The sequence below is a fragment of the Mucilaginibacter sp. genome (assembly GCF_028288225.1).
Classification (GTDB): domain Bacteria; phylum Bacteroidota; class Bacteroidia; order Sphingobacteriales; family Sphingobacteriaceae; genus Mucilaginibacter.
The window spans coordinates 86,802-102,886 of record NZ_JAQBOC010000088.1 but is presented as its reverse complement, the minus strand read 5'-3'; the positions used below and the strand labels follow the sequence as shown (position 1 = coordinate 102,886).

6 protein-coding genes are annotated in these 16,085 nt (G+C 39.4%); 5 read left to right on the top strand and 1 reads right to left on the bottom strand.

The window, feature by feature from the left end:
* Positions 1-1,329: a GntP family permease gene (locus tag JWQ54_RS26315; RefSeq protein ID WP_299590865.1), complete on the bottom strand. Its 1,329-nt coding sequence runs from the start codon at positions 1,327-1,329 to the stop codon at positions 1-3.
* A 233-nt stretch (positions 1,330-1,562) separates the two neighbouring features.
* On the opposite strand from JWQ54_RS26315, the gene JWQ54_RS26310 reads away from it, so the two are divergent.
* The 5 genes from JWQ54_RS26310 to JWQ54_RS26290 all read left to right on the top strand — a co-directional run bounded on the left by JWQ54_RS26310 (position 1,563) and on the right by JWQ54_RS26290 (position 16,081).
* On the top strand, positions 1,563-5,723 hold the full coding sequence (locus JWQ54_RS26310) for a hybrid sensor histidine kinase/response regulator transcription factor (protein ID WP_299590864.1): 4,161 nt from the start codon (positions 1,563-1,565) through the stop codon (positions 5,721-5,723).
* Between the two features lie 420 nt (positions 5,724-6,143).
* A complete protein-coding gene (locus JWQ54_RS26305) occupies positions 6,144-9,452 on the top strand; it encodes a TonB-dependent receptor (protein WP_299590863.1) in 3,309 nt (1,102 codons plus the stop codon).
* A 10-nt stretch (positions 9,453-9,462) separates the two neighbouring features.
* A complete protein-coding gene (locus tag JWQ54_RS26300) occupies positions 9,463-11,307 on the top strand; it encodes a RagB/SusD family nutrient uptake outer membrane protein (protein ID WP_299590862.1) in 1,845 nt (614 codons plus the stop codon).
* A 156-nt stretch (positions 11,308-11,463) separates the two neighbouring features.
* The gene (locus JWQ54_RS26295; protein WP_299590861.1) at positions 11,464-14,742 is read left to right on the top strand and encodes a VCBS repeat-containing protein; all 3,279 of its coding nucleotides are present in this window, start codon (positions 11,464-11,466) and stop codon (positions 14,740-14,742) included.
* A 4-nt stretch (positions 14,743-14,746) separates the two neighbouring features.
* Positions 14,747-16,081 carry a vanadium-dependent haloperoxidase gene (locus JWQ54_RS26290; RefSeq protein ID WP_299590860.1) on the top strand — a complete coding sequence of 445 codons (1,335 nt, stop codon included), beginning with the start codon at positions 14,747-14,749 and terminating at the stop codon, positions 16,079-16,081.
* Positions 16,082-16,085 lie beyond the last annotated feature (4 nt).

Genomic DNA, 16,085 nt, shown 5'->3' with positions numbered 1-16,085 from the left:
CTATAATATTTTTGATAAAATATAAACCATTGTTAACGTTGTTAACCCCATTAATATGGTTGCTGTTGAATATACCTTTAACATTGTCTTCATTTCAAGGCCGGAAAATTTTGCTATCACCCAAAAATAAGCATCGTTAGCGTGCGATATCATCATTGAGCCACCACCCATGGCAAGCACACAAAGCAACTTGCCTGTTTCAGTGTTTAAACCTAACACCGGTAACAGCGGCAGCACTATAGAAGCCGCAGTAATAATGGCAACAGTTGATGAACCTTGCGCCGTTTTTAAAACAGATGTTAATAAAAATGGGAAGAAGATCCCCATGCTGCCTAATGTCAACGACTGGCTAAAATGCTCACCTATTTTGGTGGCTGTTAAAATAGCGCCAAATGCACCTCCCATGCCTATTATTACCAATATGCCACCAGCTTTTTCTGTAGCTTCCTGCAAAATTTTACTTAATTCAGTTTTTTGCCACCCCTGTTTGCAATTAAACGCCAGTAATACCCCGATCAGCAATGCGATAACAGGATCGCCTAATGAAAGTAAGAACATTATCCATCCCGGATAAGGAGTTGTACCTGTTGTTAAAAAAGATCGCGTGCCAATTAAAATTATTGGCACAAAAACAGGCAGGCAGGCTTTTAATAATGAGGGTGCTTTACCTGTTTCGTTTACTGCAATTGGATCTTCAGTTATTGGGTCGATGTTTTTTCCTCCGGCATATTTGGCCCATAAATTGCCAACAATCATTGCAGGTATTGCAACCACCATTCCGGTTAATATCAGTTTCCCAAAGTCAACACCGATGGTTACTGCTGCGGCTGAGCTTCCCGGATGAGGAGGAACTAAACAATGAACAGCATATAAACCCGTAGCAAGCGAAACCGACATGGTTATTATAGAAATGCCGGTGCGTTTTGCCATTGAGCGGTTCAGGCCGCTCAGTACAATATATCCCGAATCGCAAAATATTGGCAGGCCCACGATAAAACCGGTAATGCTCATAGCTAAAGGCGCATACTTGTTTCCAAGTTTTTTTAATAGGAAAGCTGCCATCACTGTGGTACTTCCCGTGTATTCAAGCAACAGGCCCAGGGTGGTTCCCAATACAATTATTAAGCCTAATGATTTTAATATGTTACCAAAACCGTCCTTTATTACAGATATAACACTGCCCAACGGAAGGCCAATGCCCAGGCCAACTAACAGGCACGCCAGGAACAATGCGAAAAATGCCGGGAGCTTATACCTGGTAGTTAATAATACGATAAGCGCAATACCTGCTACTAAAAGGGTTAGGATATAGGATAGAGAATTAGCCATTGTATGCAAGGTATTTATAAAGCAAGATATAGTCAAAAAATTGCTTGTTAATATTAACGCCTGCATACTTTTAGATTTTAACAAATGTATATAACCAAAAAAGCATAAAATGAATTAAATACTAAATTTTCATTTGATAAATTGTCTGTGCAACATTTATATTACATTATTATTATTAGTTTTGAGATAGCAGTGTCAATATGTTGCTGTTTTAACCAATTACAATACCATTTATGAGAAGAGTGTTTTTAATTATACTATGTGTAATGTGCTGGTTTTGTGCGTTCTCCCAGCAACCTTATAACAGGAAGGTTTTAAAATATTCGTTTAAAAACGGACTCTCCTATGGATTTCTTACCGATATAATTCAGGATGATAATGGGTTTATGTGGTTTGCAACAGAGGATGGCCTGAACAGATTTGACGGAATAAATTTTAAAGTTTTTAAGCATAACGCTGCTAACCCTTATGGCCTTCCCAGTAATTACATCGAACTGATATTTAAAGATGCCCAGGGGGGTATATGGATATCAACACGTCTGGGTATTTATCAATTTGATCCCAATACCGAAAAGTTTTTAAAGTTTCAGCCCGGTGCTAACTTGTTAATAAACAATGTAAGTGGCATGTCATCGGGCGAAAAAAATATAGTATGGTTTTCCACTTACACTGCCGGCATCTTCTCTTATAATAAATTAACCCGGCAGTTTAAAAACTACAAACCCAAAAATCAGCCGGTACCATCATCAAACCAATTAACAACTATTCATCAGGACTCCAAAGGCTTGCTATGGGTGGGATCGGAAGGGTTAGTTTCAGTTTATAAGGTGCAAAATGGCATTGTACAAAATGAGGTAAGTGGTGGAATGCCTTTAAATCTTGTTCCGGGGGCAAGGGTAAATTTAATTATTGAAGATCATTATTCAAACATATGGATAGCAACAACCAGGGGCCTTGCAGTTTATGAAAGAACGAAAAATAAAATTTATGCTTTTAACGGATCTCAATTTCAATTACGGAGCAATAATTTTTCTTCCCTTTTAGAAGACAATAATAATTTACTTATTGGTTTGCAGGATGGCGGCTTGTATAAGTTGGACCTGGAAAAGTCTACGGTATCAAATTTTAAGAGTGTAAGTATTGATGCTGTAAAAAATGATGATAATTTTAATATAACAGAACGCAGTGTAAACAGGCTTTATTTAGATAAGGATAAAAATGTGTGGGCGGGTACTTATGGCGATGGTATATATTTGTTGGGTAATGTACCCGATAAATTTAAAAAATTCAACAATAAGCTGCCTGGGCCTCATAGCTCGGGGTATTTAAGATATTATGGAATGTGCCTGGATGATGAAGGCTATTTATGGCTGGGAAGCGATGGAGATGGCATTTATAAAAAGAAGCTGAATGGCGAGGTTGTTCAGCATTATTATGCAGATGGGATAAACGCGCCTTTAAAAAATGTAGCCATCCTCACTGCATACAAAGGACAAAATAACGATCTCTGGTTCGGATCATACGCACATGGTTTATTTAAGTATGATAAAAAAAATAACCGCTTTAGTAATTACATGCATAATGCCAAAGATGCAGGAAGTTTATGTGGCAACGATGTAAGAACAATTTATGAAGACCCTGAAAATAATTTATGGATCGGTACCAACGGGGGCGGTATAAGTATGTTGCCAAAAGGGAAAAGCACTTTTATAAACTATTCATCAAATAACCACACCCTTGCCACTAATAATATCCGGGCAATTTGCGGGGATAAAAAGGGGAATGTATATATAGGTACTTGTGGTTCGGGGCTTTTGTGTTATAACAAAGACCGGCATAAATTCATCAGTTGTTTTAATAGTGCCGAAATAGATAAATTTTTGCCAAGCAGGGTAATTTATTCGCTTAAATGTTATGGAAATAAATTGCTTATTGGTACCGAAAGTAACGGCCTGATCAGTTATGATACAGATAATAATAAAATTACGAAATATACTGAAAATGACGCTTTGGCAAACAGTACTATAAATGCTATAGAGCAGGATACAAAAGGAAATATATGGGTAAGCACTAATAAAGGCTTGTCAAAAATTGAAAAGTGGTCACGAAGTGTTTTAAATTATGATCTTTCAAATGGATTGCAAGGCGGTCATTTTAGCCCTGGCTCATCTATGTACAGCCAACGATACAACTTTATGTGCTTTGGTGGCACTGAAGGTTACAATATTTTTTTTCCGGATGATGTAAAAAGAAGCGGGTTTAAGCCTAAGGTTATTATTACAGGTTTGCAGTTATTTAATAAAGATATAGAAGTAGGAGAGAAAGATCATATTTTAAGCAAGGCTATTAACAGATCAGACCAAATAGTTTTAAAACCGGCGCAATCAGTGTTTTCTGTTCAGTATGTGGCATTAAACTATGCTTATTCCGAAAAAAGTGAATTTGCCTACCAGCTTAAAGGCCTTGATAAGTCATGGAATTATGTGCAAACGCAAAAATCAGCCACATATCGTTACCTGGAGCCTGGCGATTATGTATTTAAGGTTAAAGCATCAAACCAGGATGGTGTTTGGTTTGCTGATTATGCCTCTATAAATATCCGTATTTTACCGCCATGGTATAAAACATGGTATGCCTATTTATTTTTTGGTTTATTTATCATAGCGTTGGTTTATTACTACGTAAATTATAAAAGCAATCAGTCAAAACTAAGATATGATATTAAGCTTGCCAGGGTTACTGCCGAACAAGAAAAAAAGCTGAACGAAAAAAAGCTTTCATTTTTTACAAATATCTCGCATGAATACCGTACGCCGCTTACTTTAATTATAAACCCGGTAAAAGAACTTTTATCCGGCAAAGGTCAAACTGATGAAGATCTGAACAGCCTGCAGGTGGTATATCGCAATGCAAAACGCTTGTTAAGCTTAACAGATCAGTTACTGTTGTTCAGAAAAGCTGATAGTGGCGAAGATAAACTGAAAATAGTTAGGCTTAATATTGTAGATCTGTGCAAAGAGGTGTTCTTTTACTTTAGTTACCAGGCAAAAGTTAAAAATATTCACTTTTATTTTAGTAGCGTGAGTGAAGAAATAGAGGTTTATGCCGATCGTGAAAAAATGGAAATTGTGTTTTTTAATCTAATTTCAAATGCTTTAAAATTCACCCCTGATAATGGTAATGTAAGCTGCAGCATTAACGAAAATTCAGAGAACGTAACCATTCAAATTAAAGATTCAGGTTATGGCATAAGTAAAGAAATAGGCGAAAAGCTTTTTGACAGATTTTTCCAGGTCCAAAATATAAGTCAGTCGCAGGGGGGCGGGTTTGGAATCGGGCTTTATTTAGTTAAAACGTTTATTGATAATCACAAAGGCAGCATTAGTTATGAAAGCCAGGAAACTAAAGGGAGTACTTTTAGTATTGCGCTTTTAAAAGGTAAAAAACACTTGGGCAATAGCTTAATTTTTGAAGATACGACAGGAGCATCGGTTTTTTTAGACGAGCTTATGGACAATGAGGTGCCGGCAATAGAAACCACAAGCTTAAATCAAACACCTGCAGACGCTTACAACGCATTAGTTAGCTCAAAAAAAGTCTTGCTTGTAATTGAAGATAACTACCAGACAAGACAATACCTGTTACAAATATTTAGGGATGAATACGAGGTTTTTGAGGCTGATAATATCCGTGACGGTTATGATATGATTTGTAAGCTTACACCCAATTTAGTTATAAGCGATGTGATGATGAATGGTTTAAGCGGTATAGACCTGTGCAGCCGTATAAAGGAGGATGCATCATTAAGCCATATACCATTCATTTTATTAACAGCTAATACCCTGCCCGAAATTAAGCTAAGAGGGTTAGAATGCGGCGCCGATGATTATATGACAAAACCTTTTGAAAAGGAAGTGCTTATAGCCAGGGTTAATGGATTAATAAAAAGCCATGAAAACCTTCATAGGTATTTTTATAATGCAATTACGTTAAAGTCCAACAACTTTAAGATCTCGGGAGAATACAAAGAGTTTTTAGAAAAGTGTATTGTTATAGTTGAAAGCCATTTGGATGATGAGCAGTTCAGTATTAAAAATCTGTCGGACGAAATAGGCATGAGCCATTCCAATCTTTATAAAAAGATCAAAGCTATCTCCGGCGGATCTGCAAATGAGTTTATAAGGTACATCCGGCTCCGTAAAGCGGCTGAAATTATGCTAAATACTGATTGTACAGTGGCCGAAGCAGCTTATAAAGTTGGTATAAATAATGCCAAATATTTCAGGGAACAGTTTAGTAAGTTATTTGGTATAAACCCTTCTGAATATATAAAAAAGTACAGGGAACAATTTAACCAGGTAAGTAAACATTTTGTTACAAAAGCCAAACGCTAAAAGTAATTTTATTGCTTATTTTATTCAGAAAGTCGCAGAAGTTGCTTTTATTATGAAATAGCCCCCCTATAATTACGATTTTACCCCCCTTCAAAATACGCTATTATAACCAGATTAGCATCGCCAATAATACCTGTACTATTTACATTAATTAATTATTTGTAGCAGATACCCTGTTCGTTGTCAACAGCGGGCTTAGCATGTTAGGGAATGAAATTATAAATGTATTTTATACGGTTATAAATATAAACAAACACAATACACCCAGTATAAACCGATAATTAACCAATTACTAACCTAAAAATTAAAAAACCATGAGAAAAAAACACTGTACGTAGCTATAAAGAGTGATTGTACGGCAATTAAATAATTGTCGTGAATTAGAACCTAATTTTTATCTGTTATCTAATAAAATCAACTATGCAACATAATTTACTTAAAAAAGCACTCACATTATCAAAAATCTCAAAGATAATGATGGGGCATATCTTAATATTTTTATTACTCACTAGTTTTGCCAGCGCAAAAAATAGCAGTAATAATAATTTACTAACGTCCGGAAAAAATACCGCCGGTTTTAATAAAAATAAAGCCGCTCCAATAACCGTAAAAGGAAAAGTAATTGACAAGGTAACCGGCGAAACCTTAATTGGGGTATCAATAAAAGTTAGAAATTCTGCCATGGGTACAGTAACCGATGCGAATGGAAATTTTACACTTTCATCCATACCTGATAATTCAATCCTGGTAGTCTCTTACATAGGCTATGAAACATCAGAAATTCCGGTAGAAGGAAAGACATCTATAACCATAAGTTTACAGCCATCATCTAAAAATCTTAATGAGGTTGTTGTTGTAGGCTATGGTGTGCAAAAGAAAGTAACGGTGACAGGTTCTGTTGCGTCAGTTAAAGGCGAGGAATTAGTGAAATCACCAGCCTTGAACCTTTCTAACTCTATAGCTGGCCGTATGCCGGGTGTTATTGCTATGAACGGAAGCGGCGAACCCGGGTATGACAATTCAACTATCCGGATCCGAGGCACCAACACTTTAGGTAACAACGATGCGCTTGTAGTTATAGATGGCGTTCCGTCCCCGGCGGGGCAAAACAATATTGACCGTATAAATCCTGCCGATGTCGAAAGCATCTCTGTATTAAAAGATGCATCTGCAGCTATCTATGGAGCAAGGGCAGCTAATGGTGTTATTTTGGTTACTACCAAACATGGTAAATTGGGTAAACCAGAGCTTTCTTACACTTATAACCATGGATGGGCACAGCCTACCACCATACCTAAAATGGCTAATTCTACCGAATATGCCACAATGGTGAACGAAATAGATCTGTATGGCTTACCTTCGCAATATTGGTCCGACGCATCCGCCGCGTTTAAAACGGCAGGTAAGTTTACCAGGCCGGATAACGGAGCTACTACTACAGCAACGTTCCAGCCTTCTGACTTTCAGAAATTTGCTGATGGCTCTGATCCCTGGGGGCATCCCAATACAGATTGGTTTAAGGCTACTTTAAAAGACTGGTCTTCTCAATCTCGTCAAAATGTGCAATTATCGGGCGGTACAGAAACTGTGAAATACCTTACCTCGATAGGATATGAAAACCAGGACGGGTATTACAAAAATTCTGCTACCGGGTATAAGCAATATGATTTGCGCTTAAATCTCGACGCTAAGATTAATAAATACATCAATACCTCTTTCAGTGTAACAGGCCGCCAGGAAAATCGTTTCTTTCCGAACGGAGGAGGAGCCAATGATATCTTCAGAATGTTAATGCGTGGTTATCCATACAGGCCGGCTTATTGGCCAAATGGTTTGCCCGGACCGGATATTGAAAACGGCCAGCAACCGGTATTGATCACCACCAATCAAACCGGGTACAATAAAGACACCCGGTATTATGTGCAGACTAATGGAAAACTTGAGATCTCTGTTCCCGGAGTAGAGGGTCTAAAATTTACCGCAAACGTTGCTTTAGATAAATATATGCAACAAACTAAATCATGGCAAACACCCTGGTACGTGTACAGCTGGGATAATGTGCATTATCAAGCTGATGGTAAAACCCCGGTGCTTACCAAAGTGGCCCGCGGGCCTGCACAGGCAAATCTTAGCCAGGGCTCTGATGATCAGTTAAGCAGCATGCTTGAAGGAATAGCAAGTTATACGCATAGTTTCGGCAGTCATAATGTCGTAGTGCTTGCAGGTATAACCAAAGAAAAATCAAACGATAGTTATTTTGGCGCCAACCGTAAATATTTTAACTCAACATCTATTGATCAATTATCTGCCGGAGGTAACGCGGAGATAGGTAATTATGGCGGTGCCTGGGAAAAAGCCCGTTTAAATTATTTTGGCCGGGTGGGCTATAATTATAAAGAAAAATACTTAGCTGAGTTTTTATGGCGGGTAGATGGTTCATATATGTTCCCGGAAACTCACCGTTTTGGCTTTTTCCCCGGGATCTCAGCGGGATGGAGAATTTCAGAAGAAGGTTTCTTTAAAAACAATGTAAAATTCGTTCAAAATTTAAAGTTGCGTGGTTCATGGGGCCAATTAGGTAATGACTATGTTGTTAAACCTGGTACCAATACCTTAGACGAATTCGCTTATTTACCCTTGTATAATGTGGGTTCATATATAATTAATGGTGCACCGGCTCAAACGTTATATGAGAATGTGGTACCCAATCCAAATTTCACATGGGAAGTAGCTAATAATATTAACATTGGTTTGGATGGTACTGTGTTTAACGGAAAATTAGATTTTACATTGGAAGCATTCCAAAACAAACGTACCTCTATATTATTGGCTTATAATGGCGCTATTCCTGCGACAGCAATACCAGGAGGTTTGATACCTCCCATAAATATCGGGAAAGTGAGCAATAGAGGATGGGAATTTCAATTAAATTATCATGATAATATTGGAAATTTGAGGTTTAATGTAGGTATTAACGGCGGCTATGCCAAAAACAAGATCGATTATTGGTCTGAAGTTCCGGGAGCACCGGCATGGCAAAAATCCACAGGACATCCTATAAACAGCCAGCTTTATTACATATATGATGGCATATTCGCTACGCAAGCTCAAGTTGACGTAGCGAACGATAAAACTAATCCTAACTATGTTGACTACGGTGGTGTAGGTGAAAGTACCATCCGCTTGGGTGATATGAGATATAAGGACTACAATGGAGATCATAAAATTAACGGTGATGACAAGGTGAGGAATGATAAAACAGGTGACCCTACCTTCCAGGGAGGTTTAAATTTGGGGGTGCAGTATAAAAACTTTGATTTAACTGTATTATTCCAGGGTGCAGCCGGCGGACAGCTTTTTCTGCAAACTGAATCAGGCACTATTGGTAATTTCCTGCAGTACAGCTATGACCATCGTTGGACGGTTGCGAACCCAAGCACAACAGACCCCCGCACAGTTGACAGAAATAACCAGTATTTTTCTAGCGGAAACACGTATTGGTTGCTGAACACAAATTATATCAGGCTTAAAAATGCTGAAATCGGTTTCACGCTTCCTGCATCAATTGGTAAAAAAATTGGCATCAGCAATTTGCGGTTCTATGCAAATGGCCTTAACCTGCTTACCTGGTCTAAAGAGAAAATTTATGACCCTGAAGCAACCAGTTCATCTGGTCAGTATTATCCGCAGGCAAGAGTTATCAATTTGGGCGCAAGTGTAAAATTTTAATTTTAACGATATGAAAACATTTATAAGAAATATCTCAATAATAACAATTGTATCGGGAGCACTGCTTACTTCGTGTAAGAAAGACTTTTTGAATACAAAGCCATTAAACCAGGCATCAGCAGATATTACCTGGGCAGATCCTAATCTTTCAGAGGCGTTTGTAACCGAGCAGTATAATGGCTTGCACAACGGAGAGATCGGTGGAGAAAATATGGATTGCATTACCGACAATGCGCTCTATAATTTTGGGAAACAGGATATAATGGAGGCAAATATAAGCCCGTCTAATTTGGGATGGGTAAATAATACATATGAGTGGGGTGAAATGTATGCCCGGGTCAGGGCAGCTAACCTTGCTTTAGAGAACCTTGCTAAGTCCTCTCTTGATAAAACATTAGTTGACAGGCTAAAAGGAGAAACCTACTTTTTGCGGGCATATTTCTACAATCAAATGCTGCGATATTATGGGGGAGTTCCAATAGTAAAAGCATCGTATGCGCTTAACACGCCTGACTTTACCATCGCAAGGAACACTTATGCCGAATGTGTTGACTTTATAATAAGTGATTTAGATCAGGCCAGCACCCTATTACAAGGTAAAACTTTGGCAAAAGGGCGCGCTACAAGTGCTGCTGCTTTAGCCCTGAAGGCAAGGGTGTTGTTATATGCAGCCAGTGATTTGCATGACATCCCAACTGCAAAGGGTAAATCAAGCGTTATATCTCAATTTGCTCATCCGGAGTTATTGGGCTATGTAGACGGAGACCGTATCGCCCGCTGGCAAAAGGCGCAGGATGCGGCAAAAGCAGTAATGGCTTTAGGCAACTATGGCTATATGCTTACTTTAGCTGCCCCTGCTTCTGCTACTGATGCATTTACAAACTATCAAAACTCATATTTATCAAGAAATGGCGGCGAAGCAGAGATTATATTTGCCAGGTATTTCAGCAATAGTAAAGATGAAGACGGTGCCTGGTATGGCAGAAACAATGGCCCCAATGGATACCATGGCTGGACAGCAAGCGAGCCTACTCAAAATATGGTGGATGATTATGAAATGATGGATGGCACAAAATTCGACTGGAGTAAGCCTGCGGAAGCAGCAGCCCCCTATGCAAACAGAGACCCGCGTTTATATGCATCTGTTTTATATGATGGTGCACCATGGAAGCCGCGCACGGCTGATGGCGCAGGGATAGATCCTTATAATGAAATTCAAATGGGCACCTATCAAACAGGTAGTGCAAGCAGTCCTGTGGCCTACTTTGGTTTGGACACCAGGAACGGCCCTATTGAAAACTGGAACGGAACGCGTACCGGTTATGGTATCAGGAAGTTTATGGACCCTAATCCGGCAATCGTTGATCAAAATATCAGAGCAGAAGTGCCATCACCTTTGATCAGGTACACCGAAGTTATTTTTAATTATGTAGAAACGTGTTTAGCGTTGGGACAAGAAGGCGAAGCCAAGATCTGGCTTAATAAGATCCGTTTCCGTTCGGGTATGCCTGCCATTACAGATGCAGGTGATGCACTGGTACAACGATACCGGAATGAACGTAATGTAGAAATGATGTTTGAAGAACAACGGTTTTATGATGCGCGCCGCTGGATGATTGCTCCGCAAACACTTGGTAATAAAGCAAAAATAATGAAGATTACAGGTGTTTTAAAACCTGGAAAAACAGTGAGCACTTACAGGTATAGTACCGATAACTACAACTATACCTATACCGTTCAGGAGATTGATCCTGGAGTTGAAAATCGTACGTGGAATGACAAGCTTTATTTCCCGCCTATAGGCAGGGACGAGATTAATAAAAATAATAAGTTAGTCCAGAACCCTGGTTATTAATTAAAGAGATTTAAATTCTATATCTTTAGTGTGAAGAATGCCGGTGTAAAATACCGGCATTCTTTTAAGTTTTAATCCATTATTTAACCCCAAAATTTGGTGAACATTTACAATAGAATATTTATTCCGCTACTTTCTGCCGGTATCATAACCTTAATGGGGTGCAGCCACAAAGCTGAAAACAAAGAAGCCGACAGCGGTAATGCCAACCCCTTATTTACCCTGTTAACACCAGAACAAACCCATGTGGATTTTAGTAATATATTAAGCGAAGGTTTGAATACCAATGTGCTGATGTATGAATACTTTTACAATGGCGGGGGAGTAGCTACCGGCGACTTGAATGGGGATGGCTTACAGGACCTGTATTTTACCGGCAATATGACCGATAATAAAATGTATCTTAATAAGGGACATATGCAGTTTACTGATATAACAGCTATTGCAGATGTGGCCGGCAGACCGGGCCCATGGAAAACGGGGGTTACTATGGTTGATATAAATGGTGACGGGAAACTGGATATTTATGTTTGTTATTCAGGAAATGTTGGGCCTGTAAAGCGCGAAAATCAACTATTTATTAACCAGGGAAATGATAAAGACGGCATTCCTCATTTTACCGAGGAAGCACAACAATATGGATTAGCCGACCAGGGATACAGTACCCAGGCTGTTTTTTTTGATTATGACCGGGATGGCGACCTGGATATGTTTTTATTAAACCACAGTCCCATCCAGTTACCTGTTTTAGATGAGGTAAATACCATAGCTGCATTAAAAAAATCAAACTCTCTGAACGGCGTTAGATTGTACAGAAACGATAATGGCGTTTTTAAAAATATAACTGAACAGGCCGGCATAAGCAGTTCAGACCTTACCTACGGGCTTGGGGCGGCAATAGCAGATATTAATGGAGACGGCTGGCCCGATATTTACATATCCAATGATTATACCATACCCGATTTTCTGTATATCAACAACGGGGATGGTACATTCACTAATAAATTACAAGCATCAGTAGGGCATACTTCCCAATTTTCAATGGGAAATAATGTTTCAGATATCAATAACGATGGGTTACCTGATATTTTTACACTTGATATGCTTCCGGAAGATAATCGCCGGCAAAAATTATTGTTTGCGCCGGATAATTATGAAAAATTTGACCTGACTCTTAAAACCGGGTTCTACTACCAGTATATGCGCAATATGCTGCAAATAAACAATGGCAATGGAACTTTCAGCGAAGTTGGGCAGCTCTCCGGGATCTCAAATACCGACTGGAGCTGGGCTCCTTTATTTGCTGATTATGATAATGATGGCTGGAAAGATCTTTTTGTAACCAATGGCTATACCCGTGACTTTACAAATATGGATTTTGTAAAATATATGGGTGACTTTTTGAAGGACAGAAGGTTAATGCGTAAGGATATATTTAACCTGGTACAACAAATGCCTTCCTCGCAGGTAAAGAGTTGCTTTTTTAAAAATAATGGGGATTTAACCTTTAACAACACCAGCGCTCCTTGGGGTATTTCGCAGTCATCTAACAGCAATGGCGCAGCCTATGCAGATCTGGATAATGATGGTGATCTTGATTTGGTTGTTAACAATATTAACCAGGCTGCATTTATCTATCAAAACGAATCTAACAAACAATCAAGTAACCATTACCTGCAGCTCAAACTCGAAGGCGCGGGAAAGAACACCCAGGGGATAGGTGCAAAGGTTACTATCTACATAAAAAACAAAAAACAATACCTTGAGCAAATGCCGAGTCGCGGGTTTCAATCAAGCGTATCACCGATATTGCATTTTGGGTTAGGGAAAGATAAACAGGTAGATTCTTTGCGCATTGTATGGCAACAGGGGAAAGCGCAGGTTTTAAAGGGCGTTAAAGCCGATCAGCAATTAACGCTCAACGAAAAGGATGCCGCTAACAGTATTCAAATCCCTCAAACAATAAAACCTGTTTTTACAGAGGTTAATTCGCCTATTGCAAATAAGCAAGAAAAAAATAGCGTTAACGATTTCAAACGGCAGCCGCTTATGGTAAACCCGTTATCATTTGGTGGCCCATGCATCACAAAGGGAGATGTAAATGGCGATGGGCTTGAAGATGTTTATGTGGGCGGAGGTAATGGAAAGCCGGGGGTACTATATATTCAACAAACAGGAAGGGGGTTCACAGCAAAATCAGAACCGGCTTTTGATGCCGATAAAAAAAGCAGCGATGCCGATGCCGTATTTTTTGATGCTAATGGTGATGGTAAACCGGATTTGTATGTGTGCTCCGGCGGCTATGATAACTATCTGTCTAATGATCCATTATTGCAGGACAGACTTTATTTAAATGACGGCAAAGGCAACTTTACCAAATCAAAAGGAACACTGCCGGTAATGCTGAGCAGTAAAAGCTGTGTAAGGGCTGCCGATATTAATGCTGACGGCCATCCTGATTTATTTGTTGGCGGGAGAGTAATACCCGGCAGATACCCTGAAACACCATCAAGCTATATTCTTATTAATGACGGCAAAGGGCATTTTACTGATGAAACGGTAAAATATAATCCCCAATTGCAGCATATAGGCATGGTTACCGATGCCGCATGGGTAGATATGAACGGAGATAAAAAGCCTGACCTGGTTTTGGTAGGAGAATGGATGCCCGTAACCGTACTGATTAATATGGATGGTAAACTTGTAAATAACACCCAAAACTATTTTGATGAACCTAATAGCGGCTGGTGGAATAAGATTTTTGTGGATGATTTTAACCATGACGGACACCCGGATTTGATAGTTGGAAACCAGGGGTTAAATACCCAGTGCAAAGCCAGTGTTGATGAGCCCGCAGAGATGTACTATAAGGATTTTGATGATAACGGGGCAGTTGATCCTATCCTATGTTTTTATATCCAGCACAAAAGCTATCCATACGTTTCGCGGGATGAACTTCTTGAGCAGATCAGCATGATGAGATCACGCTTTCCTGATTACAAGAGTTATGCAGATGCAGCGCTTACCGATATATTTACCACTTTAGAACTAAAAGACGCCGGGCATTTAGAAGCCAATAACCTGGCCACTACTTGTTTTTTAAGCGATGCCAAAGGTAAATTACAGCCATCCGCATTGCCATTACAGGTGCAGTTTTCGCCTGTGTACACTATTACAGCTTTGGATTATGACCATGATGGTAACCAGGATCTGCTTTTATGCGGCAATATTAACAGGGCCAGACTCCGTTTTGGCAAGTATGATGCTAATTATGGTATTTTATTAAAAGGGGATGGCAAGGGCCATTTTCAGTATATCCCGCAGATCCAGTCTGGATTTAAATTGTGGGGAGATGTAAGGAGCGTGATAGAGGTAAACCATACCCTGTTATTCGGAATTAATCAACAGGGGGTAAAGGCCTATAAAGAAAATTAACTGTATGAAAAGAAAGGTTTTTTTAATAGCTATCCTGTTTGCTGCCGCTATTTTGTATAGCAGCTGCCGCAATAAAAAACAAGTGCAGCCCACATTAACAAGTGCCGACATCACTAAAGTAATTGATAAGATGACGGCTGTTATGGTTCATGATGTAACCAACCCGCCTTTGGCCGCACGCTTTTTTTCGTACACTTGTTTGGCGGGTTATGAAGTAATAGCAGAGAATGACAAAAGTGTAAAGAGCATGCATGGTATTTTAAATGAATATCCGTTTGTAAAGAAGCCGGGATTCGCTGAGGGGTATGCTTATCAGTTGAGTGCGTTAATTGCTATGTTGGAAACAGCGGGGAAACTGCAGCCATCAGGCAGCTTATTAATTAAATATGAACAGGACCTTTTGGATTCGTGTAGAAAAATAGGTTTTACAGATGAGGCAATTGATAGTTCAAAACGTTATGCACAAGCTATAAGTAAACAAATACTTGCGTATGCAAAAAAGGACAAATACAACAGGATCAGCAATTATACCAGGTACACGCCCCTTGGAAAGGATAGCACATGGGACCCAACTCCGCCGGCATATATGGCCCCGGTTGAACCTTATTTTAATACAATTCGCCCGTTAACACTTGATTCTGCTTCTCAGTTTTTGCCCGACACGCCAATTCCTTTTTCCACTAACAAGAATTCTGCCTTTTATAAATTTATGATGATGAATTATAAAGCAAGCGGAAAAGGATTAACAGATGAACAGCGTACCGTAGCCGGTTTTTGGGATTGTAACCCATTTGCTATGCAGGATAACGGGCATATGCTGGTTGGCTTAAAAAAGATCTCGCCCGGGGCGCATTGGATGGGTATTGCGGGCATAGCTTGCCAGCAGACAAAAACCGGGTTTTCAAAGTCAATGGAGATCCATACGGTATTATCAATTGGGCTACTGGATGGTTTTATATGCTGTTGGGATGATAAATACCGTACCAACCGTATCCGCCCGGAAACTGCCCTTCGCAGGTATATTGATGTTAATTGGAAACCCTTGTTACAAACACCGCCGTTCCCTGAATATATTAGCGGTCACTCGGTAATTTCTGCGGCCTCTGCCATAATTCTTACACATTACTTTGGGGGTAATTTTCACTATACAGATAATGTTGAGATAAGCTTTGGGATCCATCCAAGGCAATTTAATTCGTTCAACCAGGCTGCAAAGGAAGCTGCTATTTCCAGGTTTTGGGGCGGGATCCACTTTATGGATGCTATTGATAATGGCTTTTTACAAGGCACAAAAATTGGGAACTGGGTTATAAATAAAGTAAGCGGAACCAATAAGTAGTAAT

Coding starts and splice junctions, on each gene's coding strand:
- JWQ54_RS26315 (WP_299590865.1), bottom strand. CDS start 1,329: ATGGCTAATTCTCTATCCTATATCCTAACCCTTTTAGTAGCAGGTATT.
- JWQ54_RS26310 (WP_299590864.1), top strand. CDS start 1,563: ATGAGAAGAGTGTTTTTAATTATACTATGTGTAATGTGCTGGTTTTGT.
- JWQ54_RS26305 (WP_299590863.1), top strand. CDS start 6,144: ATGCAACATAATTTACTTAAAAAAGCACTCACATTATCAAAAATCTCA.
- JWQ54_RS26300 (WP_299590862.1), top strand. CDS start 9,463: ATGAAAACATTTATAAGAAATATCTCAATAATAACAATTGTATCGGGA.
- JWQ54_RS26295 (WP_299590861.1), top strand. CDS start 11,464: ATGGGGTGCAGCCACAAAGCTGAAAACAAAGAAGCCGACAGCGGTAAT.
- JWQ54_RS26290 (WP_299590860.1), top strand. CDS start 14,747: ATGAAAAGAAAGGTTTTTTTAATAGCTATCCTGTTTGCTGCCGCTATT.